The 23,749-nt window shown below is 47.3% G+C and carries 21 protein-coding genes and 2 pseudogenes; 4 read left to right on the forward strand and 19 right to left on the reverse strand.

Annotated elements, in window-relative coordinates; genetic code table 11:
- The first annotated feature begins 104 nt into the window (after positions 1-104).
- Positions 105-983, forward strand: coding sequence for a LysR family transcriptional regulator (locus NIA71_RS09715; RefSeq protein ID WP_148399114.1), 879 nt, complete (start codon positions 105-107; stop codon positions 981-983).
- 2 nt (positions 984-985) lie between these two features.
- On the opposite strand, the gene NIA71_RS09720 is transcribed toward NIA71_RS09715, so the two are convergent.
- The 3 genes from NIA71_RS09720 to NIA71_RS09730 all read right to left on the reverse strand — a co-directional run bounded on the left by NIA71_RS09720 (position 986) and on the right by NIA71_RS09730 (position 3,970).
- Positions 986-1,165 carry a hypothetical protein gene (locus tag NIA71_RS09720; protein ID WP_148399113.1) on the reverse strand — a complete coding sequence of 60 codons (180 nt, stop codon included), beginning with the start codon at positions 1,163-1,165 and terminating at the stop codon, positions 986-988.
- Between the two features lie 16 nt (positions 1,166-1,181).
- On the reverse strand, positions 1,182-2,693 hold the full coding sequence (locus tag NIA71_RS09725; protein ID WP_253020311.1) for an L-lactate permease: 1,512 nt from the start codon (positions 2,691-2,693) through the stop codon (positions 1,182-1,184).
- A gap of 122 nt (positions 2,694-2,815) precedes the next feature.
- Positions 2,816-3,970 (reverse strand): NAD(P)-dependent malic enzyme, encoded by a 1,155-nt coding sequence (locus NIA71_RS09730; protein WP_148399111.1) that lies wholly within the window; start codon positions 3,968-3,970, stop codon positions 2,816-2,818.
- 255 nt (positions 3,971-4,225) lie between these two features.
- Here NIA71_RS09730 and NIA71_RS09735 point away from each other — a divergent pair, with 255 nt between their 5' ends.
- Positions 4,226-5,602, forward strand: a complete 1,377-nt coding sequence (locus NIA71_RS09735) for a Na+/H+ antiporter NhaC family protein (protein WP_227755529.1) — start codon at positions 4,226-4,228, stop codon at positions 5,600-5,602.
- Positions 5,603-5,621: 19 nt separating this feature from the next.
- Positions 5,622-7,607: a M28 family peptidase gene (locus NIA71_RS09740; protein WP_148399109.1), complete on the forward strand. Its 1,986-nt coding sequence runs from the start codon at positions 5,622-5,624 to the stop codon at positions 7,605-7,607.
- A gap of 1,042 nt (positions 7,608-8,649) precedes the next feature.
- Here NIA71_RS09740 and NIA71_RS09745 read toward each other — a convergent pair.
- From NIA71_RS09745 to NIA71_RS09780, 8 genes and pseudogenes are all read right to left on the reverse strand, one after another.
- Positions 8,650-9,078 carry an ATP-binding protein gene (locus NIA71_RS09745; RefSeq protein WP_253020312.1) on the reverse strand — a complete coding sequence of 143 codons (429 nt, stop codon included), beginning with the start codon at positions 9,076-9,078 and terminating at the stop codon, positions 8,650-8,652.
- On the reverse strand, positions 9,068-9,574 hold the full coding sequence (locus tag NIA71_RS09750) for a DUF4869 domain-containing protein (protein ID WP_253020313.1): 507 nt from the start codon (positions 9,572-9,574) through the stop codon (positions 9,068-9,070). Before NIA71_RS09750 ends, NIA71_RS09745 begins: the two co-directional genes overlap by 11 nt.
- A gap of 53 nt (positions 9,575-9,627) precedes the next feature.
- Positions 9,628-9,915: a hypothetical protein gene (locus NIA71_RS09755; protein ID WP_253020314.1), complete on the reverse strand. Its 288-nt coding sequence runs from the start codon at positions 9,913-9,915 to the stop codon at positions 9,628-9,630.
- Between the two features lie 98 nt (positions 9,916-10,013).
- Positions 10,014-10,496, reverse strand: a pseudogene (locus tag NIA71_RS09760) (FAD-dependent oxidoreductase); the annotation flags it as partial.
- 65 nt (positions 10,497-10,561) lie between these two features.
- Positions 10,562-10,864 (reverse strand): annotated as a pseudogene (locus NIA71_RS09765) (DUF2812 domain-containing protein); the annotation flags it as partial.
- Between the two features lie 22 nt (positions 10,865-10,886).
- Positions 10,887-12,644, reverse strand: a complete 1,758-nt coding sequence (locus NIA71_RS09770; protein ID WP_253020315.1) for a peptidoglycan D,D-transpeptidase FtsI family protein — start codon at positions 12,642-12,644, stop codon at positions 10,887-10,889.
- Positions 12,645-12,997: 353 nt separating this feature from the next.
- On the reverse strand, positions 12,998-14,140 hold the full coding sequence (locus NIA71_RS09775; RefSeq protein ID WP_227755534.1) for an ethanolamine utilization protein EutH: 1,143 nt from the start codon (positions 14,138-14,140) through the stop codon (positions 12,998-13,000).
- 377 nt (positions 14,141-14,517) lie between these two features.
- A complete protein-coding gene (locus NIA71_RS09780; RefSeq protein ID WP_227755535.1) occupies positions 14,518-14,685 on the reverse strand; it encodes a hypothetical protein in 168 nt (55 codons plus the stop codon).
- Positions 14,686-14,840: 155 nt separating this feature from the next.
- Between NIA71_RS09780 and NIA71_RS09785 the strand changes: the two genes are divergently transcribed.
- A complete protein-coding gene (locus tag NIA71_RS09785) occupies positions 14,841-15,080 on the forward strand; it encodes a helix-turn-helix transcriptional regulator (RefSeq protein WP_148396889.1) in 240 nt (79 codons plus the stop codon).
- 227 nt (positions 15,081-15,307) lie between these two features.
- Here the strand turns inward: NIA71_RS09785 and NIA71_RS09790 are convergent, their stop codons facing one another.
- The 8 genes from NIA71_RS09790 to mtnA form a co-directional block, all read right to left on the reverse strand.
- A complete protein-coding gene (locus tag NIA71_RS09790) occupies positions 15,308-16,690 on the reverse strand; it encodes a TrpB-like pyridoxal phosphate-dependent enzyme (protein WP_148396890.1) in 1,383 nt (460 codons plus the stop codon).
- A gap of 449 nt (positions 16,691-17,139) precedes the next feature.
- Positions 17,140-18,039, reverse strand: coding sequence for a hypothetical protein (locus NIA71_RS09795; protein WP_253020316.1), 900 nt, complete (start codon positions 18,037-18,039; stop codon positions 17,140-17,142).
- 2 nt (positions 18,040-18,041) lie between these two features.
- A complete protein-coding gene (locus NIA71_RS09800) occupies positions 18,042-18,893 on the reverse strand; it encodes a D-alanyl-D-alanine carboxypeptidase family protein (protein ID WP_227755536.1) in 852 nt (283 codons plus the stop codon).
- A gap of 92 nt (positions 18,894-18,985) precedes the next feature.
- Positions 18,986-20,311, reverse strand: a complete 1,326-nt coding sequence (locus tag NIA71_RS09805; RefSeq protein ID WP_148396893.1) for an MATE family efflux transporter — start codon at positions 20,309-20,311, stop codon at positions 18,986-18,988.
- Positions 20,312-20,404: 93 nt separating this feature from the next.
- Complete coding sequence (gene scpB, locus NIA71_RS09810) at positions 20,405-20,995, reverse strand: SMC-Scp complex subunit ScpB (protein ID WP_148396894.1); 591 nt, start codon at positions 20,993-20,995, stop codon at positions 20,405-20,407.
- The gene (locus tag NIA71_RS09815) at positions 20,985-21,749 is read right to left on the reverse strand and encodes a segregation and condensation protein A (RefSeq protein ID WP_148396895.1); all 765 of its coding nucleotides are present in this window, start codon (positions 21,747-21,749) and stop codon (positions 20,985-20,987) included. Before NIA71_RS09815 ends, scpB begins: the two co-directional genes overlap by 11 nt.
- A gap of 7 nt (positions 21,750-21,756) precedes the next feature.
- The gene (locus NIA71_RS09820; protein WP_253020317.1) at positions 21,757-22,668 is read right to left on the reverse strand and encodes a DMT family transporter; all 912 of its coding nucleotides are present in this window, start codon (positions 22,666-22,668) and stop codon (positions 21,757-21,759) included.
- Positions 22,665-23,735 (reverse strand): S-methyl-5-thioribose-1-phosphate isomerase, encoded by a 1,071-nt coding sequence (gene mtnA / locus NIA71_RS09825; RefSeq protein WP_148396897.1) that lies wholly within the window; start codon positions 23,733-23,735, stop codon positions 22,665-22,667. Before mtnA ends, NIA71_RS09820 begins: the two co-directional genes overlap by 4 nt.
- Between the last annotated feature and the right edge of the window lie 14 nt (positions 23,736-23,749).

Here is a 23,749-nt window from a genome sequence, read left to right on the forward strand (position 1 = left end):
GTATATTTTTACAACTTTTCAAGATCGTGTGAATTGATTTTCTGTTCCGGTTATGTTTTAATGGGGATATCAATTATTTAACACATTCGTTTGGGAGGGAGTCAATGGATATTAAATCGCTTCAATATTTTATCGCTGTCGTGGAATCAACCAGCATCACAAAAGCTGCTAAAGCCCTGCATATCTCCCAACCTCCTCTCAGCCACCAGCTCAAACAGCTGGAAGTGGAACTGGGTACCAGGCTCTTTGACCGGGGCCCCCGCTGCATCACCTTAACCAGTGCTGGTGAAACCCTCTACCACCGCGCCAAGAATATCGTTGATTATACCGAAGAAACCTGCCGGGAAATCAAAAGCATCGGCGACGGCAACAGCGGCCATATCAGCATTGGAATGATCTCCTCACTGAGCTCGAACTTGTTGTCGGATATCCTGAGTCAGTTCTGCAGCAAATATCCCAATGTACAATTCGATATTCATGAACACAATACATATGACCTGATTGAATCTCTTGACAATAATTTAATCGAACTGGCTTTTGTGCGCACGCCTTTTGATAATAATCATTTCAGTCAAATGCTTCTTCTAAAAGAGCCTCTGGTTGCTTACGGTCATTCCAGCTTTTTTTCCGATGTTTCAGAACTCCTTTTGGAAGCGGACTTTTTTCAGGGTAAGCCGCTGATTATCTATCGGCGCTGGAAGTATATCCTCGATGAATACTTTAAGTCTGAAAAGGTTTCTCCCGTTTACCGCTGCATCAACGATGATGCAAAATCCTCATTACTTCTGGCTTCCTCCGGCCAGGGCATAGCCATCATCCCCGCAGGCATCGCCAATATAATCCATGATGATGCTATGCGATACCTTCCAATGGATGCTGCTCATCTGGCAACAGAGGTCTATGCCATTTGGGATTCGGAGCGCTACATCTCCCCTGCTGCCAGCAACTTCCTTCAGATGCTGGAATCGTTTGAGATCAATTGATCTCAAACATCTTTTTTTGAGACTTTAGCCTTGGATGGCTTTTTCTGAAGGATGATGAAGCAGGCGTTCAATACCAGCAGCAAAATTCCAATGAGCGCAATTGCTGTATTTCCCTTGACGCCTCCCAAGAAAAGGATCGGAAAAGCAGCCATGATTAAGATTGCATTTATTTCTCTTTTCATTTTAAAAGTTCCTTTCTCAATGATTTAAAAGGATAAAGTTAACAATTCCCAATACCATTGTCGTCCCTATGATTGGGATGAGTGTTTTTTTATAAACACGGTTTTCTTCCCCTTGAATCTGCGCGGCCGTAGAACCGAGCGAAACAGTCGTCGGTCCTATGGCGCAGCCTACGGAGGCTCCAATCGACTGCACGGCGCACATGATCGCCACACTCATCCCAAGAGAGCTTGCCGCTGTTTCCTGTAAAGATCCGAAAATAATATTCGAATTGGTATTGCTGCCTGTAACAAAGGCTCCCAAGAGTCCGATGAACGGCGCGGCAAGAGGATATAACTGTTTTGTTACGGAAACGAGGAACTGGGCGATTTCACTGATCATACCCGAATCCATCATGATCACGGCCATGTTGAGCAAAAACACAATCGTCACCGTTGTAGGCACACATTTTTTTACAGTCTGCGAAAGGATTATTTTCACCTTCTTTCCGTCCATCACTTTCTTGTTATGGAAAAGAACCATGCTGATGACGGAAGCCATCATGATAATGGAGAAGGGATACTTTAACAGGTTGAAGGTGACATAATCCGCTTCTTCCGCCACAATGCGGCCCAGCCCGGTCTGATATTGAGGAAAATCAAAGCCCAGAGAGATCTTTGGATCGAGGATATAAAACAGGATTGAAAGCACCACGATCAAAAGATATGGGAGCACTGCCTGGAACAAATTGAGCTTTCCCTTGTATAGTTTTATTGTTTCTGACTTACCCCGCTTGAACTTGTTGATTAAAAGGCAGGCAACCAGACCGGTAAAGCCGGTTAACAATCCGATGACAGAAAACATGGAGAAGCTGGCCAGAGTATAGAGCATGCCGCCCATGAAAAGCGTCAGCAAAACGATATAGGGCAGCCCTCTGACAAGCTGTTTTCCTCCCCCGTAAATCCAGCAGACCGTCATTCCTGTGCAGAACATCCCACAGCACCCGAAAACAGCCATGAATATCACGATTTGATCCAGCGGCGCATGGGTCACCATATTGATCGCATAGATGGAAGAGCCCATGGAACCAAAACTGATGGACCAGGAATGGCCCACCAGGACAGCTGCCACCGATACAACCGGATCAAATCCCAGGGCGATTAAAATGGGCGTCACGACGATGACCGGAACGCCGAACCCTGCAATTCCCTGTAGAAACGCCGAAAAAATCCAGCTTAATAAAATGAACTGGAGAAACCGGTTTGTAAAAACCCGCTCCAGATTTTTATTGATCACTTCCAAAGCCTGTACTTGATAGACCAGATTATAGAGGAACATGGCTCCCCAGATAATCAAAATCACAAACAGCGCCAGGCTGAAGCCTTTTGCCATGGAGATGGCCAGGCCCACTGTTCCGCTCTGATATTTTATGTAAAAGATCAGGGTAGCGACCAAAAACGATATGGCGCTCGCCTTCATCGCTGACAGTTTAAAGATCAGCAGCCCGCACAGCAAACATAAAATTGGTAAAATTGACAAGAATATTGACATACGACTCCCTCTTTTCTAATTATTCAAAGGTTAAAGAAGCTTCTCGTTGTTTAAATCGTAGCATGTATCCTTGTAGATTAAAAATACGAAAATGCTATGTTTTTCATATTGAAAAAATATGTCTACCGATTCCAGGCCCGGGCTGCCGCCTCTGCCACCCGGTCTGCAATCCCCGGACAAAGCACATCCGGCAGGATTGCCTCTTCGTTCAATTCCTCCGCCGAAATCCCATCAGCAAGGGCCCGGGCCGCCGCCATCTTCATCTCTTCAGTAATCCTCTTCGCTCCTGCTTTTAATGCCCCTTTAAACACTCCCGGAAAAGCCAGCACATTGTTGATCTGGTTGGGATAATCCGAGCGCCCCGTACCCACAATCCGAGCGCCTGCCCCTTTTGCCAGCTGGGGAAGGATTTCCGGCTCCGGATTTGCCATGGGAAATACTATGGCATCCCGATTCATGGAGTTAACCATCTCTTCGCTGACAATTCCAGGAGCAGAAACTCCGATAAATACATCCGCGTTCACCATCATCTCTTTCAAACTTCCCGACTGGCGTCTCTTATTGGTCACCCTGGCCAATTCCCTCATTTCCGTCGTGAGAGTCTCATCGCCAGCTGCGATGGCGCCCATTTTATCACAGACAATCACCTCACCTGCGCCCATGGACATCATCATCTTTGCAATGGCGGTTCCTGCAGCTCCCGCCCCGCTGACGACGATCTTCAAGTCCACCATGTTCTTTTTCACAAGCTTGATCCCGTTTATAATCGCTGCTGCTACAACGATGGCCGTTCCGTGCTGATCATCGTGAAAGACCGGAATATCCAGCTCTTCCTGGAGTCGTTTTTCTATTTCAAAACAGCGGGGCGCCGCGACATCTTCCAGATTAATGCCGCCTAAGGTTGGTGCAATGGCTTTGACGATTGCGATGATTTCTTCCGTATCCTGCGTCGCCAGACAAATGGGAATCGCATCAATGTCAGCGAAGGTTTTAAAGAGCAGTGCCTTTCCCTCCATCACAGGGATGGCAGCAGGCCCGCCGATGTTGCCCAGTCCTAAAACCGCTGATCCGTCTGTCACCACTCCCACGGTGTTTCCTTTATTTGTATAGCGATATGCGTCCTGTGGATTTCGGCAGATTTCCCGGCAAACGGCCGCTACCCCGGGCGTATACAGAACCGATAAGTCTTTCTTTGTCCGAACCTCCATCTTGCCGGAGCATTGCATCTTTCCCCGGTATTTTTCGTGTATTTGCAATGCTTCCATGTAATAATCCATCTCTTTCTTCTCCTTTGTCTGATTTGATTTTGCAAAAGCTCCTATTCATTATATCCCAGCTCTCCCAGGGCCGGGGCATACGTATTTTGTATAGAAATCATATCGTATTGGTATTTGTCCAATTGAAATAGAAATGCTAATCTGAATATACAGAATATTCATTTGTGAATACGCGATGCGCGTTAGAGAAAGGAGGTCTTTGCATTTGCAATCAATGAAATTCGTTAATTTTTATCAAACACAAAGGAGGTTGTAATGGACAATTATGGTCTTATCAGTTTTATTCCTGTTGTATGCGTTATCGTACTTGTTTTTGTAACTAAGCGGACAATGGCGTCCCTGGTTGCAGGCTCCATTGTCGGCGCTGTCATTCTCTATGGAAAAGACTTTTTCATGAAATGGATCGACGCTATTTATACGGTGCTGGGGGACGGCACATGGAAGTGGCTGTTCCTTGTCTGCGGATTGTTCGGCGGCATTATTGCACTTTTCGAAGCATCGGGAGGCGCGCTGGGCTTCTCCCGTTTTGCCACCCGATTGTGCAAATCCAAAAAACAGTCCTTGTTTATGGCCTGGTTCCTGGATCTGGTTATCTTTGCCGATGACTGGCTAAATGCGCTGGCCGTAGGCTCTGCCATGAGAAACGTTACTGACAAATTCAAAGTTCCAAGAGAGCTGCTGGCTTTTGTCATCTGCGCTACCGGCTGCTCCATCTGTACCTTGGTTCCCTTCTCCACCTGGGGCGTATTCATGGCCGGCCAGCTGGAATCCAACGGCGTGGCCGCCGCTGGTGAAGGTATGACCGTTTATCTCCATACCCTGCCATACATTTTCTATGCCATCGTTTCCATGGTGGTTGTCCCCTTGTACATCGCAGGCATTATCCCCCATTTCGGAAAAATGAAAAAAGCGGAGTTGCGGGCGCAAAACACCGGACAGCTCCTGCCGGACAGCATGCTGGGCATGGTAAAAGCAGAGCGGGAAGCCGCTACTGAAGAAGAGGATGCATCAGTCAAAGGCAAAGCAATTAACTTCCTGGTTCCGCTCCTGGTGCTGGCTGTCATTACAACGATTACCAGGGAAATTTTATACGGAATCTTTTCCTGCTTCATCGTATGCGCCATTATGTATTTCCCGCAGAAACTGGTCAAGCCGGGAGAGTTCTTGAACTGTATCGTGAGCGGATTTAAAGACATGCTGGGGGTAATCGGCATCATATCGGCCGCGTTTATCCTCAAAGAGATGAACAATGAGCTGGGGCTGCCGGCCTTTATTATCGGACTGGTGCAGGATGCCCTGGATCCCAGACTGCTGCCTGTCGTGGCCTTTATCGTAGTCGGATTCTTATGCTTTGCCGCAGGAAACTTCTGGGGTATGCTGGCCATCGCTTTTCCGGTCATCATCCCCATCGCCCAGGCTCTGGACGCCAACTCGATCCTGGTATCCGGCGCTATGATTTCCGGCTGTGTTTTCGGCTCCAGCGCATGTTTTTATGGATCGGAAGTTTCCCTGGTTTGCACCACCACCCAGATCCAAAACCAGGATTTTGCCAAAACTTCTCTGCCGGTGTACATTTTCCCGGTAGCGGTCACGTTAGTTTTATTTATTATCTTTGGTTATGTAAAAGGCTGATTGCCGGAAAGGAACTGAAATGCTCAACAAAATCATACAAAATGAAAACCTGGAATATATCCACAATCTGACCAAAACGTTAAGCCTTATGGGAAACGACGGAGGCGAATACGGCTTTCGCGTATCGGGCAGCAGCGGCGAATGGAATGTGTCGCGGCACATTAAAAAGGAGATGGAGGAAATCGGTCTGAAAAACGTTACCGTCGATCCTTTCCCTGTCCATTCCTGGGAATTCACTTCGGGGAAGCTGAAAGTGGAAGGAATCGAAATGCCCATGTCCTCTTACTGCGGAATCAAAGGGACCCCAGAGGGCGGCATCTGCGGAGAAATCGTGGATGTGGGCCGGGGAACCGCAGCCGACTATGAAGGTCTTGACGTAACGGGTAAAATTGTATTCTGTACCTTTGATATCCTTGAGGATTATTGGATGAGCCTGCCCATCTGTCAGGCGGAGGTTCGGGGCGCCATCGGCTGCGTGATCTCCTATGCCGGCGATTTTTACGGCACGAAAGAGGATGCCATCAACAGCTTTGATTCCCAGAGCAAATACAGCCTTCCTGCAGGAAACATTTCCCGCAAAAATGCAGCTGTCTTGCGGGACTTATTGAAAAAGGGGCCTGTCACTGCCAATATGAGCTTGCAGATTCAGGTGGATTTTCACGGTACCAGCTCCAATGTGGTCGGATACATTCCCGGCAAGGATAAAGATCGTATAATCCTTCTGGGCGGCCATATGGACGGCTATTTTCATTCTTACCAGGACGACCTGCTGGGCGTTGGTATCATCCTGGGAATCGCCAAGGCTATGATCGACAGCGGCTATCAGCCTGAGCACACTTTGGCCTTCATCGCCCACGGCTCGGAAGAATACGGTGTGACCGAATCCCGCTACGACTGGTGCATCGGTTCATGGAACAGCATTAATAGAAAGCACCCGGAATGGTTTGGAAAGATGGCGGCCTTTTTCAACATCGATGCAATCCGGCCGGGAACGCCAGTTTACAATATCGCCAGCACACCTGAATATCACGGCTTCTTTGATGAATTTATGAAAACTATGGAGGTGCCGGAAACATCATGGCCGGGCGGAAAGGCGCTTTTAGGACTCAACGGCCCTTGGTCGGACGACTACAATTATGCCATTAACGGAGTTCCCGGGATCATTTGCGGCAGAGGCCCCGCTGAATGGAGCTATCAGAACTACCATACTCAATTTGACGACTATACCATCTTTGAAAAAGAAAAGGAAATCATCTCCTATGTAGCTGAAAGCTATGCGGAAATGGTCTACGCTTTTGATTCCTTTATTCTGCCGCCCTTTAACTATAAGTACGCGCTGGATGGGCTGAGCGAGAGCTTGGATGAATTTGAGGAAGAGTTCTTGCAGGCTTCCATTGCTGCCTTGGCGAAGGAAACCGAACAAGTGTCTGCCATGGCAGATGGGCTGTTTGATGAAATCAAAGCCGTAAACCAGGCTTACGCAAAGGGTCAGATTCCCCTATCCTGGCTGCCCCATTTGAGTGAGGAGCGGGTAAAGCTATTTAAGGCCTACCGGCTCATACAAAGGGATTTGATGAAATTGTCTCCCTGGGACGATGTGATCTTCGCCCATGATGCAATCGCCGCCAATCTTTGCGCCATAAAGAAGGCTCTGGCAGGATTTGCCGAAAAGGAGGCGGCTCAGATCGTAGAAGAGCTATGGGAAGTGGATCTCTTCAAGATTGCATGGCAATTTGATTCCCAGGTCTATGGCTGGCTGATGAACTGCCAGGATCCTGCCAGAGACGATTTGTTCTGGGGCACAGGCAAAATTCATCAATTCGCCGATCTGCTGCCTCTGGCTGATGCTCTGCGCAAAGGTGACATGCATACGGTTCTCAAAGAATTAAAAAATCTGCTGGATTTTGAGTACCAGTTACTGCAGAAAACACTGAGCCAGGAGCTGGATGTGCTCTCACAAGTAAAAGATACAATCGAATCGATTAAAATCAGCAGATTTTTATAAAGACTTGTCTTTCCGGCCAATGTTTCGCAGCATCTAACGGAAGACAAAGCCTTTTGAAGCGCGATCAGCCGTTACTGATCGCGCTTCTTTATCTTATATAGATTGGGGTGTTCTGTCAAGGCGCCGATCAAGTGCGGGTTGCTTTGGTTTTTTCTGGCTTTTCTGTTTTGCGCCCTACCAGATAGGCGATAATGGCAAATGCCCGAGCAGAGCGCCGCCAAGCCCTATGAAGGCTGCGCCGGACACAACACCGGCTGGTCCAAGAAAGCGGTGTTTAAAGATACGGCTTAACAAAATAATATCCGCGACCTGATAGATGTAAACTTCCCGCTCAAGACCATGATATTTACCCTTGACCCATACGCCGTCGCAGGTTCTTCCTGTCTGCCCACCTCGCCAGGTTTGGGAGCCGTAACCCCGATCAATTTGATGGGAATTTTTATACATTCGGAAACGGATTTACAAGGAATATGTTTTGATCGATGCTAGTATTTTCAGCACCATTGAATCATTTTCCGAATCTGCAACGTTATTGAATCCCTGATTCTCCACGATTCCATCCCGTATCCCAACTATGCGATGATCGCCGAGTTGGCCGGGTTTCTTGCTGAAGCAGCTTTTTGATACCTCCGCGCCATCCCAGGGAGGGCTCTTGGATTCCCCCAAATCAACCGGCCTTATCGACGGCCAGGGGATTAAAACGCCATACTATTAAGCCCTGCAAATCCTGTGCAAGCTGGGCGGGGAGCTGCTCTTTCAGTAGGACGGCATTGTGGTCACGAAGGAAACTGTGCGTTAACCTGCCAGGATTGTCTCGTGAACCCGTCCCACATGCCGCCGCTGGGCAAAGCGCTGCTTCATTCGGCCACATCGGTCAAGCCCGTGGTTGAAAAGCCGCTCAGGCAAAACGCTGTCCAGTACCTGCTAAAGCTCATGCCGGGCAGTGCGAAATTGTATATCTTGCTTCCGTCGGCGGTCTTTATTTGAGAAACAGCTAAGATTGCTCTTGCTGTTTATTCACCAGTTATTAATTCCTTTTCTATCACAGATACCGTTTTAGCCGAAATTCTGTCCGCTCGCCTTTTTTCTCACTTGCGAGTTCGAACAAATTTTCTTGCGTAGCCATCAGATTGTTCGGATTTCTTCCGATGATTAGATACTGGTTTTTTTCATCAAACGCAATATATTTCCTTAAATCATTATCAAGCAAAAGATCTGCATTATCAATTACAATCAACTTTCCTTCTGCTTCCTTTATCATCGATGCAATATCTTTATTGATATCCAAATAATTCATGCAAAGGAGCCTCGGCTCCTCAATCATATCTTCCTGCATGAAAGAAAATACTGCCGATTTGCCGGTTCCGGAGTCGCCCGTTAAAATCGTGATATTGTTCGTAAATTCAAAGTCTACCAAAAACGAAGTATGGGCAGTAGAAAAATGCTCCATTACTTTAGGCTTACTGTACATTGCTCCACCACTCCTTCACCACTTCGTAATCATCCGTTATATGTTTCCCGTATTGATCGACCAATGCAACCCGGCTCATCTGAAAGGATATCATTGGATATTCACAGTATACGTTGCCCTGCTCATAGGAATAGATCACATTTAACGCATTATCCCCGCACTCCTGAATCCCAAAAATCTTATCAGGAAAATACAAAATATTTAATGCCGTCTTACAACCGCTTGATAATTTATCGATATCAAGCGTCACCCCATTAAATGCCGAGAAAATTTTATATTTCTCTTGTAACATTGTTTGATCAATCTGGTAAATTACCTTTTCTGCTCTTTCATCAATGTGTCCCGACGTTGTTTTATTAAAGAAATAATCATTCATCTCAACTAGTTCTATAGATTTGGGATAAATATCCACCATTTTTTCTCTCGCAGATATTCTATTTTCATCGAGTCCGCAAATATCGTCTTCTTTCCTGCCAAGCCAATCACAGCAATCCACTAGCCAGCATTGTCCCAGACTGCCTTTCGATACTTCAAACCCAGTATTGCGCGTCAACTCAAACAGGATTTAGCCGATAACTGTTCGATGTTATATTCATCCACAGTTCTTACATACTCGACAATTTCATCGACCGTTTTGTAGTCTGCTTGTTTTGAGATCGCTTCCAGCAACTTTTCTCTCACGACGATGGACTTCTGACGTTTGGTTAAAAACTCATCATCCGACGCATAAATCCAATCGATCAATTTTTTAAATTCAAGTAATATGAACTCAAAGCAAATGATATCTAATTCTAAAACATTCTTTTTGGTCCGTGCGATTTCATTTATCATTCTCATTTCACGAACAACCTGCGGATTATCGAAAGAATATTTTTATTATACCCCGATTTTAAAAATTTGTATATACGGCAATCATGCTCCTCCCAAGGCCGCCCGCATCCGGTTGCCTGCCGGCACGGCCCGGTAGAGCCGGTGGTTTCCACAAACACATCTCCCTCGATAATCTCGCCGCCAGCCAAAATAATGCGATCCACGATCACTGGATCCTCCTGGCGTTTTTCCACGTCAATGGCTCTGCTCATGAGCCGGATGTCCACGCCCATATCCTTCAGCAGCCGCCTTACCTGCGGCTCCACTTTGACCACATCGTAGAGGCTGGCATGCTTATGCCCCGGAAAATCCACGTTGACATGGCGCGCGCAGCGGTCTGTGATTTCAAAGAGCTCATGAGCGCCCAAGGCGATGTTTTCCTCTGCAGCCGTAAATCTGCCGTTGTTGCGCATGATTCCGCCCACGTTGCCAAGGCCCAAAAGCATGTCGGTCTTTTCAAGAAGGGTTACTTCAGCTCCGGCTTTTCTGGCTGATACCGCAGCCGCGCAGCCGGACCATCCGCCCCCGATCACTACTACTTTATACAAATTAAATACCCCCAATCGATTTAGTATATGCAGGATTGGGGGTTTTGGTTATTGCAGGCTTCCGTTTATATTTCAGTCTTTTCTCCGGTATATTTCTTTCTCAATCGGTAAAAGCCGATTCCGCAATGGATAAAAATCGCCAGTTCCGCCGCTTTCGCATCGGCAGCCCGCTTTCTAAAATAGCTGAAGTCGTTCAGCTCCTGTATATATTCCCAACCATAATCAGCGTACATCTGCAAGTAACATTCTTTGTCAGCGCCCTCCTGGGGATTGAAATCCAGCCGGTACGCCACATCCTCCGGTTCACATGGCTCAAAGTAGTAGAAGCCCGGCGAAACAGCTTTGACCAATCGATAACCTTGGCTATGCTTTTTTCTTAAATTTTACACCCTATTTTCCGGAAGGCCGGGCTTGGAGATATGGGAGCACGCTTTCCATGATTTCCTTAACGATGGGGGCAGCTGCCTCGCTTCCATGAATCTTGCCCTTGGGATTATCCACTACCACCAAAATGGCTACTTCAGGATCATCGATCGGCGCCAGTCCCACAAAGGACGCGTAATAAGTCTTTGAAGCAAGTCCCTTGGACTCGTTCTGCGCGGTTCCCGTCTTACCGCCCATTTTATAACCCTTCACTTTGGCTGCGGTGCCGCCGCTTTCTTCCACGACATATTCCATGGCTTCTTTCACTTCTTCGGCCGTTTCCTTGGAAATCGCCTGCCGCACAACCTCAGTGCCGTAAGATTTTACCGTATTGCCGTCCGCATCGGTGAGTTTACTTACCATATGCGGGCGCACTAGAACGCCATCGTTGCCAATAGCACTGACTGCTGTCAACAGCTGAACAGGCGTAACCGAAATTCCTTGACCATAAGACATCGTGGCAAAGTCCACCGAGGTCAGTTTATCCTTGTTTTGAATCTGTGCCTGAGCTTCTCCCGGAAAATCAACCCCTGTTTTCTCAGTGATTCCGAACAAATCCAAATACTTATAAAAAGTGTCAACACCCAGCCGTTTTCCAAGCTGAATGAATACTGGGTTGCAGGAATTTCCCACCGCCTGTTTTAAGGTCTCATCACCGTGGGGATTGTCGTACCTCCAGCAGCGGAGAATCGTACCGCTGACATTATAGGTCCCTGAACAATGAAAATGCTGTTTTAAGCTGCTGGTCTTTTCTTCCAAAGCCGCTGATAAGGTCAGCAGCTTAAAGGTCGACCCCGGTTCGTAGGTATCGCTGAACAAGGGATTTCTCCACATTTTGTTCAAGTACTCCGCTTTGTCCTTGGGAGACATCTTTTCCACTTTTTTTGCTTCCGTATCCGAAAGCGGTATCCTGGCATTATTGGGATCATAGGTTTCTGTTGTAGCAGATGCAAGAATTTCACCAGTCTTTGGGTTCATCATCAGGCAGGTAACTTTATCAGCCTTAGTATTCTTTTTTCCAGTTTTGATTGCTTTTTCCGCATGGCTTTGCACCACCGCATCCAGCGTTGTCACCACATTCAGACCGTCCTCAGCTTGATAGGTGTCGTTCGTTCCATAGGAAAGCGTCCGGCCCGCCGGATCCGTTTTTTCCACCTGCCGCCCGGCGATACCGTTAAGCTCGTTATTATATTGCAGCTCCAGGCCCGCAAGTCCGTCGCCGTCGCTGGAAACATTGCCGATGACTTGGGCTGCCAGCGTTTTCATCGGGTAGTATCTGGTCTTCCCTTTTGTAATCTCGATACCGTTCAGTTTGGAGTCTTTGACTTTTTCTTTTGTTTTTTCGTCCAAATCTTTGGCGATCTTCACTAGCACAGATTCCTGACGCAGCTTTTTCTTAACATCCGCCTTGTCCAAATCCAGGAGCTCAGCCAGTTCTTTTGCCGTAGATTCCAGTTCTTTTTTTGGTATGTTGGCCGGCCTGGCCCAGACGACATAGGTTGTGGCACTGACAGCCATGATATCTCCGTTGCGGTCGGAAATGCTCCCCCGATTGGCGCTGACCACTTTATTTCTCGTCTGTTGATTTTCAGCCATTGCCGTATAGGTTTCTCCCTTAACGATTTGTATGTAACCTGCCCGCAGGCACAACGCCAGCATCACTGCAGCCAGAATACCAAATATGTAAATGCTTCTTTTTTTACTTATATTTGTAGCCTTTGTCATCTTCTCCTATCCCTTCTTATGCCGCTTCTCCATAAAAAACGTGTGCATAACGGAATCAAGGATTCCTATACACACATGTCGCTGACTCGCAAGGTACGTTTTTTGATATTTCCTGCATAATAAACAATAACACAAAAATGTGATCATATAAAGAGTTCTGTCCGGTGAATCATCGATGGAAATCTTAATATTTTATGAATAGGTCAGACTTCGGCGCTTTCCTCCGCTTCGCTGTCCGTTTTGCCTTCCAAGCTTTGCTGGGGCAAAAGGAAAAGCATCGGGTGTTTGCAGTGGGTTGCTGCTTGCACGCGATGCTTATTCGATTCTTTATTCAGCTGCAGCCTTTTGAGCGTTTATGCTGCGTTCTTTTCTGCTTGATGATCTTTGTTACGAGGATTCGCCTTTTCTTCCAGTTTTTTGGTAGCAAACCATGCCACTGCTACTGCAGCGATTCCGGCAACGCCTTTGCCAACGATCACCGGCAGTATCATTTCTTTATTAACGCTGGCGGTAAAAGCCAGATCATCACCGATAATAAACGTTCCACTGACCATGAAAGCTGCGTTGAGGATTTTCCCTCTCTTATTCATATCTTTCATCATTCCGCACATCGGGATGTTGTTGGCCATGCTGGCAACCAATCCTGCCGCAGCCGTGTCATTGATTCCGATCTTAGTTCCCAATTTTTGCAGCGGTTTTCCCAGTTTCTTAGTCACAAAGCATACCATTGGAAATGCTCCTGCCAAAACAATAGCGATATTTCCGATCACATCAAACCCTTCTGAAAGCGGAGCCATCCCCGGGATAATCGTAAAACCGGTTAATGTTTCTATAATGGAGCATACCAATGCTACTGTGATCATCGCAATGATGGCATCGCCAAAAATGCGAAAGCCTTTAATCATTTTTTCAGGGATCAGCTTTAGTCCCAATATAATCAGTCCGGCGATGAGGATAATGGGAAGCAGATTACGCAGAATCATTGTTAACTCGTATCCTGCTGCCAAACCTCCGGCAATGCAGCCTACCGGAATGGTCGTTACTCCATATAAAATGCCCTGTGCCATAAACGGGTAATCCTCTTTCTTCAAAATGCTGATCGCCACTGGTATGATAAACACAAGTGTGTTGCCCATCATCCCTCCCAGGATTAAACCTGAAAAATTCGCCACTTCCTCAGAAGCCGCCATTTCATGTGCGATGGAATATGCTCCCATATCCATGCCGAGAAAAGAACCGGCCATCATTGCTGGATCAGCACCAAGGAACTCATAGACAGGACCCAGCACCGTAAGGAGAATTTTGGTCAGTACCGGCGCGAATGCCAGAATTCCCAGCATGGAAAGCGCTAAAGCACCCAGGGCTTGAAACCCTTCCTCAAACTCATCAGCAAGCCCCAATTTGAACTTTTTCTTGGTTATTTTATCAAACCCTCCCAAAATCATAAAGATTACCATGATATCAACAACGATTTGATTAAAACTAAAATGATCCACAATTTCACCACGCTTTGTCAGCGTATTTTCATCCTTTCTCTTTTATCTTTTTCTTACAACTCTATTCTACACCTGGACTTGTTAAATAATCAACGATTTGTTTGTTACTTGATCGTAATTTATTTGCTATATTTGTAATTAATTTGTTTGTTATTTTGGTCCATATGTAACTAATTTGCTATATTTTATTTTCTAATTATTTATTTAATCCGTTTTTTATTGAATTTTCAGGCTTTTACTGATTTTTTCTTATATGTTAATTAAATGTCAACATAAGAATTCACTAATAAACAGGCGTTTCTTATCACAAAAAAGCGCAAGGATCAAACTTCCTTGCGCTATTAAAGGTCATATTGTTTCCAAACCACTCGGACTTTTTATACCCGCGGTTCAACAGAAAAGCATTTAACGACAAATCTGCTGCCATCTGCCACTGTAACAGCTAACCCGCCGTTTTTATCAAAACTTTCCAGATCGTTGATACATATTTCATCCGATTCGTTGATCACATCAAAAATACGTTCTTCAAATTCTTCTACTGTCATCTGTTTCTCCTCTTTTTTCCATTTTGTTATACATTCCAACAAATTGCTATCTTTTGTAGCTTTTTCGTCCTAACTCACAAAATAAATGCAACCGCATGGTGGTATATTTATTATAATTATGCCACCGTTTGGTAACATTGGCAAGGGGTGATTTTATGAGAATTAATAATCGGATAGCCGACCTTCGTATTGACCATGATTTGACACAGCAGCAAATTGCTGACCTCTTGCACTGCCAGCGTGAAGTCTACAGACGCTATGAAAAAGGCGACCGTGAACTACCTCTTTGGGCAGCGGTCCGGCTGGCGGAATACTATAACGTGTCAATTGATTATCTTTTAGGATTGTCATCGCAAAAACGACATTTCAGGGACTGCCGCAAATTGGATCTTTAAGAGTTTTTATGCATAAACTCAACTAAATATAACCCTCCGTCTCCGGACAGCAAATTCCAGACGGGCTCTGTAGGAATTGCGTTATAGATGGGTCCGGTGAGGGTCAAATATTCAATCGTTTCCCATTTCTCAAGAACTAAAAAAACACGAAACGTTTTTCAGCCTGTGCGCAAGCGATGCTCAGCAGTACCTAGGAGGTTTCGTGTTTTGCATTTATAAATGCCGCTTTATTCTTGAATGCCCGGAATCGTTGGAATCTCATCGATTGCAGGCTTTAGCTCTTCGTCAGTGGGGATATGGTCAGACATCTTGCCTTCGTTATATGCAGCATAAGCGGTCATATCGAAATAACCGGTTCCTGTCAGGCCAAAGAGAATGGTCTTTTCTTCACCCGATTCTCTGCATTTGATTGCTTCGTCAATGGCGCAGCGAATTGCATGTGCAGACTCCGGCGCCGGGAGGATCGTTTCCAGCTTCGCAAACTGCACCGCAGCCTCGAAGACCTTGGTCTGTTCCACTGCCACCGCTTCCATATATTTATCATGATAGAGCTTGGACAAAATCGGCGACATACCGTGATATCTCAGGCCGCCCGCGTGATTGGCGGATGGCTTAAAGGTACATCCCAGCGTGTACATCTTTGCCATTGGGGTAATTTTTCCAGTGTCACAAAAATCATATTTATAAACTCCGCGGGTAAAGGATGGGCACGATGCCGGCTCTACTGCCACGATTCTCGGATCCTTTTTACCAGTGATTTTATCCCGCATAAATGGAGCGATAAGCCCACCTAAATTGGAACCGCCGCCTGCACAGCCGATAACGATATCCGGATATTCATCCAGCATGGCCATAGCCTGTTCTGCCTCCAATCCGATAATCGACTGATGGAGCAGTACTTGGTTGAGCACGGAGCCCAAAACATATCGATAACCGTCGCTGGATACAGCCCGCTCAACTGCCTCTGAGATGGCACAGCCCAGGCTGCCGCTATTGTCCGGATCTTCTGCAAGAATCTTTCTCCCCGCTTCCGTACGGTCGGAAGGAGAAGCGAAAACATTGCCGCCGAAGGTCTCCATTATACTCTTTCTAAAGGGTTTTTGAGTAAAGGATACTTTTACCATGTATACCTCAAGATCCAGCCCAAAATAGGAGCATGCCTCCGAAAGGGCGGTTCCCCACTGGCCGGCTCCGGTCTCCGTGGTCACGCCTTTCAGCCCTTGCTGTTTTGCGTAGTAAGCCTGGGCTACGGCGGAGTTCAGCTTATGGCTGCCGGAAGTGTTGTTGCCTTCGAATTTATAGTAAATCTTTGCCGGCGTATCCAGAGCCTTTTCTAAATTATATGCTCTGCACAGCGGGGACGGCCGATAGATTTTATAGATGTCCTGCACTTCCTGAGGGATATCAAAATATCTAGTCGTATTATCCAATTCCTGCTTTGCCAGTTCTTCACAGAAAACCGGATATAAATCTTTTTCGGTTGCAGGTTTTCCTGTTGCAGGATTGATCATCGGATCATGCTGCTGTTTCATATCGGCCCTCAGATTGTACCATTGTTTCGGCATCTGGTCCTCTGTAAGATATAATCTGTGGGGTATGTTTTTTGTCATTTTTGTTTCTCCTTTCAAATTTCCTGATTGATTGAGTCCAGCTGCCAAATAATCATGAAAAAAGCGCTCTCATCCCTGCTATGGGACAAAAGCGCTGCTTTTGCTATGCCACCCTGAGAGCAGACATAATCCGTCTCTCAACTCCACGTACAGCTGTTGATACGTGCTCCCTTTGTAACAGGCGGAGATCCCGTCAGGTGCTAATCGGCGCAAATCACTGTGCCTTTCGTCCTACCCTCATAAGTCCATTCAGTCCGGCCGTCCTTATCGCGTTCTCACCATCCGCGGTTCTCTGTGAAGTCCTGATCCAAACTTACTAGTCTCAATCATCGGTTTTAAATATATGTTTATTATGGTGTTATTATAGAGTGTAATTTGTTGGTTGTCAACTTATTTATTATAATTTTTTGTATTTTTTCACAACATGCTTTTGAAAATTAGCTGTGAAGCTAGAATTCATAAAACTGACATTTGCACATTTTATGACTCTTTCCCTGGTCATCAACCATGGTGCAGGCCCCGCAGATTCCTTCGCCGCAGCACATATGAAAATTATTGCTGACAATTCTCTTCTTCTCAGGAACCGCAATGGATTCCACAAAATAATCAGACGCCAGAATCAGAACCCGGTCGTATTCCTCCGGGCAAACCAAATCCGGGGTCAGCTCTGTATAGCGAATGCTGTTTGCCGGGTAATCCACCAAATAATCATTGACCAGTTCCTGATTGATCTTATCCAGATCGATAATCATATCGATGGTATCCTTGCCGAAGGCCCACTGGTTATAATTGGCTGCGGGTGCAAACCCCACGCCTTTGGTAATACAAAGAACTTTTTGGGGCTGCTTCGTCAAAAGGCGGGAAACGCCCAAAAGACCGTTGCGGTAAACGCCTCTGATTTCAATATGGTCGGTCGCTTCCGCTAGGGCCTTGGTCTTTCCCGCCACAACCTTCACAGCCAGATGCAGCTGGCCTTTTTCCGGTTCCGCCCGCATGACCGAAATGGGCACGCTGTAGCAGTCGCTCTCATGGCAGCGCTTGAGGAACACATAGGAGCCTGGCAGTGAAGCTTTCAAGGCAAATCCTTTGCTTACTTCCACCACCAGCACCACCAGATCTTCCCCGTACCAAATTTTTTTCAAAATCCTCGTTTTCTTGCTCTCCCGGCGGTTGTTGATCTTCTTGCCATTTTGGATGTACTCATTATATATGCAGACGCCGCGCCAGTTACAGTCGCAGCAGTCCTTTCCCTGCAAACGGCTGCAGGTGATACAGTCGCCCGATTCTGCCAGCAGGCAGGGACAGTTTTCTGATCCTGCGTCGATGCATACTTCTTCCTTATATGTCATGGTTATTCCTCCAATCTCTTAAAACCATACTCCATTAATATATATGCATCTTGAAACCAATTTGGTGCGCTCATAACGACACAGATCAGCTCTTTTCCGTTTCTTTCAGAGGAAGCCACCAGGGTTCTGCCGGAAGCTTTGGTAAACCCGATTTTAATTCCGTTTCCGCCTTTGAACTGATGGACGGTTTTATTTTTATTGTAAAAATGATTGAACTCGCTCTCTTCCCGGTCAGCGTCCCACGATTTGGCGGCAACAATCGTCCGGAAGGCTTTATGGGTCATGGCTTCTCTGGCAATGATGGACATGTCCCGCACAGTCGTATAATGGTTTTCATCAAAAAGGCCGTTGGGATTGACAAAATGGGTGTTTTTGCAATGAAGCTTTACCGCCTTATCGTTCATTTGCTGTACAAAGAGATCGGTATTTCCCGCGGCTATGATTGACAGCGCCACTGCTGCATCGTTGCCGGAACGAAGCATCAGTCCGTAGAGCAGATCCTGCAGACTGATCTTTTCCCCTTCCTTTAAGTACAGGGAGGAGCCTTCTACACCGACGGCCTCTTTGGGTACAGCCACCTTCTGGTCGATGGGACTGTCGTATTTCTCCAGTGTTTCCAGCACCAGCAGCGCGGTCATAATCTTAGTGGTACTGGCCGGGTAGGCTTTTTCATCGGCGTTTTTCTCATACAAAACTTTTCCCGTCTTGCCGTCCACCAAAATGGCCTGGGCCGCAGAAACATCCGGGGCAGGCTCGGCCGCCGTCTGCCGGGTCACGTAATGTCTCCCCAGACCCGCGGCAACGGCCAGGATCACCAGGGTAATTAAAATAATGGCAAGTTTCATTTTCTTCATAATCAAAAATCTCCTACAAAACATCTTATTGTTTCACAGGAGATTTTATACGTTTTTTCACCGTCAAATTTTGCGCCCACGCCAGCGTTTCATTAACCCTTCTGCCATTTTGCGCCGCGATAGCGGACGGCAAAGCAGATCGCTCGAAACAGCCAGTCGATGGTCATGGCCACCCAGACGCCAAACAGCTGCATATCCAGATAAATGCCCAGCAGATAGCTGAATCCCACTCGGAAAATCCACATGGAAATGATTGCGATCAGCATGGTCAGCGCCACATCGTTGGATGCCCGCAGGGTATTGGGCAGGGTGAAGGAAAGGGGCCAGATGGTCACCGCGCAGATGGAGTGGTAGATCAAAATCTCTTTGGCAAATTGGCTGGCCTGATCGGACAAACCGTAAACATGCAAGATCAGCGGCAGCGAAAGCACCACCAGACCGTTGAAAATCAAAAGCAGCAGATAGCACAGCTTCACCAGTTTTTTCGTGTAATAGCGGACCTGTTCGTAATCGCCGGCGCCCACGCACTGGGAAACGACGGTAACGGTGGTAAGCCCCAGCGCCATGCCCGGCAGAATGGCGAACATTGCCACATAGTTGCCGATAGCATTGGCCGCGATGGCCGCTGTTCCGAACCCGGAAACCAGGCTCAAAACTAAAATTTTTCCCAGCTGGAACATACTGTTTTCTAGTCCGTTGGGAATGCCGATATATAATATTTTTTTCAAAAGTTTTCTATCTATTCTCCATAAAAAAGGCCTTGGAATATGCAGCAAACGATCCTGCCTGCACAACAGCTTTAGGATAATAATGGCAGCAATGATACGGGATGCGAGGGTCGGTATGGCAGCTCCCTCCACACCCATATGCAGCCCAAAGATCAGCACTGCGTTTCCGATGAGATTGATGCCGTTCATCAATAGTGACATTTCCATGGCGATCTTGGAATTTCCCATGGCCCTGAAGATGGCTGCTCCGCCGTTATACAGCGCGATAAACGGAATTGACGCGCAAACGATGAGAAGATAAGTGCGGCTGTTATAATAGACATCGGCATCGATGCTGCCGAAAACCTGATGGAGAATAAATCCCCGGCAAAGATAGCATGCGGCCATGACGATAATCGATGAAATGGCAATGAAGATCAGCATCTGCCAGGCCGCCCTGCAGCCTGTCTCCGGCTCTTTTCGCCCTATGTACTGTCCTGAGACAACGGCGCCTCCCGTTGCAAGCGCAGCAAAGATATTGATAAACAGTATGAAAACAGAGTCCACCAGCGATACCCCGGAAACCGCGGCTTCGCCCACGCTGGCCACCATGATCGAATCGGCCAATCCCACAAAAATTTGAAGAAACTGTTCAATGATCAGCGGTATGATCAGTTTTTTCAAATCCCGATTGGTAAACCTGTACTCCATGTTTCATCCCTCCATGCTTTTATCAGTATACTCCTGAAAGAAGCGGGATACAACGGATATGGGATTGTTTTTTAATTCGGTATTTTCACACTTTTATTTTTCCGGAAAGGTAAGAGCGATCTGTTGGAGATCCACGCTGTCAGCAGGCTCATCGGAATTCATTGCCTCTTCAATATCCTCGATATCAGGCAGCTCCTTGAGATTTTTAAAGCCGAAGTTTTTCAGAAACACATCGGTAGTACCATACAGAATGGGGCGTCCGATGCCGGTCGACCGGCCCACTTCCGCCACCAATTCCTTTCTTTGCAAGCCTTCAATGACCCGTTCGCACTTAATGCCTCGGATAGCCTCGATCTCTCCCCTTGTAACCGGCTGCTTGTATGCGATAATGGCCAGAACCTCCAGTGCTGACTGGGAAAGCCGTTTGTGTTTCACCGGCGTGCACAAGCGCTCGATGTATTCCACGTTTTCTTCCGCTGTCACAAATTGAAAGCTCTTGTTGACCTCGCGGATTCGAATGCCGCGGCCTTCCTCTTCATATTCCCTGGCCAACTCGCAAAAGCAGTCGTATGCGTCCCGCCAGTTGACATTGAAAATTTCCGCCGCCAGCTTCACGTCCAGCGGTTCGCCCCAAACAAACATCATCGATTCAAACGCGGCTTTCATGGATTTTTTACTCGTCATCGTCTTCTCCTTCCATCAAATGCTCTGTGGCTCTTACCTTGATCTGGCCGTAAATATAATTCTGCTCCGCGTCCAGCTTCTTTTCCTTCATCATTTCCAGAACAGAAGAAAAGGTGAGCGCAATGTCATATCGGTCCTCCTTCTTGTCGATCAGTTCTTTGAAATCTGCCTCCCGGAATGGGTCCTCCCGGAAAAAATCGCGAATATCGGCCATTCTCGCTTCCGCAGTCACCCGCTGCTTTTCGCTGCGAATATGATGCCTTCTGATCTCTTCTACTTTTTTCTTTTTGCGGAGAAAAAGGTTGAAGGCGGTGATAAACTGGAGCAGATCCAGGTCCAGGTATTCATCGGTTTGTCCCGTATAGACCGACAAGTCTTCCTGGGGTTTTTCCAAAATACGCAGCCCTGCTTCTTCCTGCTGCTGCAGCATCTCGGCCAGCATTTTGAAACGTTTGTATTCCAACAGTTTTTCCACCAGGTCCGTGCGGGGGTCCTCTGGCGCCGCACCCTCTTCGCTGGGGGAAGTTCTCGGAAGCAGCATCTTGGATTTTATTTCAATCAAAGCGGCCGCCAGCACCATGAACTCCGCCGCCATAGGCACGTCCAGCTTTTTCATCGCTTCCATATAAGCCAGATACTGCTTGGTAATCTCCGCGATTTCAATGTCGTAGATATTCATCTGTGCGTTTTCGATCAAATAGACCAGCAGGTCGAAGGGTCCCTCGAACACGCCCAATTTTACTTTATATCCCATAGAAACTCTATCCTTTCTGATCTGCGCTGCCCGAAAACTGGCAGATGCAACCCCCCAAAATGATAATACCGGCCGTCGCCAGTTTGATAGGCGCCAATGCTTCCCCCAAAATCAACGTTGCCAGCACCATGGAAAAAACCGGCACCAGGTTGATGAAGATGGAGGTTTTGGAAGGACCGATCTGTTTGATGGCGATTTGCTGGATCATATATCCGGCCACGGAAGCAAAGATGCTCATATAAAGCACGGCTATCCACGCCTGCGGCGGCGCCTGTGCCAAAAGCTGCCACGGCTTTTCCCAAATCACAAAAGGTATCAAAATCAACGTGCAGACCAGGAAGCTGTAGTAGGTCAGCCAAAAAGGCGGAATCCCAGCTCCTTTGCTCTTGCTGAAAACGCCATAGGCTGCCCAGCAGATGACGGCCGCCGCCATCCACAGGTCGCCCCGGTTAAAGTCCAGTTGGACCAAAGTCTCAACATCGGCCCCAGTGATGGTGAGGAGCACGCCAAAAAAGGAAAGCAGAATTCCTGCGATCTGTTTTGCCGGAATTTTGTTTCTCAAAAACAAAGCGGCGATCACGATGGTGACGATGGGGTTCATGGCCCCGATTATGGAAGAGTTGATCGCCGTGGTGTATTTCAGGGCTATGAAAAAGAACACGTGGTAGCCGAACATTCCCACGATTCCGGTAAAAAGGAAGATTGGCAGATGTTCTTTTTTCAGGCGGAACCGGTCTTCTTCCTTTTTCCTAGCTGCTCCGGACAAGATGCAGAGGATCAGGGAAGCGAAGAAAAACCGCAGAAAGGTCAGGGTAAAGGTTGGAATAAACGGTACCGCATACTTGCCCGCAATAAAGGCTCCCGACCAGAAAAGGGCCGCCAGCACCATGAATCCGTAAATCTTTTTTCCCTTGTTCATTTCTGTTCGATAACCTTTCTCAAATTTTCTGTATATGGCGGGTAAACGATCCCTTTTTCGGTCACCACGGCCGTAATGTACTGATGGTCGGTCACATCAAAGGATGGATTGTAGGTTTTGATTCCAGCAGGAGCCATGGGCTTTTGGTACCACATTTCATAGATTTCCCCGCCTCTTCTCTCTTCAATGGTGATCTGATCGCCTGTAGGCGTTGACAAGTCGATGGTCGAAACCGGCACGAACATATAAAAGGGGATTCCGTATTCCTTTGCCAGAATCGCCACTTGGGAGGTGCCGATCTTATTGGCGCCGTCTCCATTCGCCGCCATTCGGTCGCAGCCAACTACTACTGCGTCGATCCAGCCTTTTTTCATGACCGATGCCGCCATATTATCGCAAATCAAGGTCACATCGACTCCTGCCTGGGAAAGCTCCCAAGAAGTCAGCCTTGCTCCCTGCAGCAGCGGTCTTGTCTCATCGGCGAAAACTTTGAATTCGTATCCCCGCTCCTGGCCCAGATAAATGGGCGCCAGGCAGGTTCCATATTTGGCTGTCGCCAGCGTCCCTGCGTTGCAGTGGGTGAGAATGCCCATTCCCTTTTTCAGCAAAGACAAGCCATATTCGCCCATGGCAAGACAGGCCGCCTCATCCTCGCTGCGGATGGCATCGGCTTCTTTTCGGAGTTCTTCTTTTATGTAATCCAGCTCCTGATTCCAGGACGGCTCAAAGCACAACCCGTCCTCCAGGGCCAGCAGCTTTTTTTCCATCCGTTCCAGCGCCCAAAACAAATTGACGGCCGTCGGCCTGGCCGTTGCGATATACTCTTTGGCCCAATGAAACTCCCTTGCGAAATCGCTGAAATTCTCTGTTTCCAGATCCCGCACGGCTCGATAAACGCCGTATGCCGCAGCCACCCCAATGGCCGGTGCGCCCCGGACCTGCAGTTTGTTGATGGCCTTCCAAATATCCTCTTTCGTCTTAATTTCAATGTACCGCTCCTCGCCAGGAAGCAGCGTCTGATCCAAGATCATCAATCTATCGTCTTCATACCGAACCGGTGTAATCATTCGTAATCTATTCC

Source organism: Ihubacter massiliensis (genome assembly GCF_024125305.1).
In the GTDB taxonomy this organism is placed as follows: domain Bacteria; phylum Bacillota; class Clostridia; order Peptostreptococcales; family Anaerovoracaceae; genus Hominibacterium; species Hominibacterium faecale.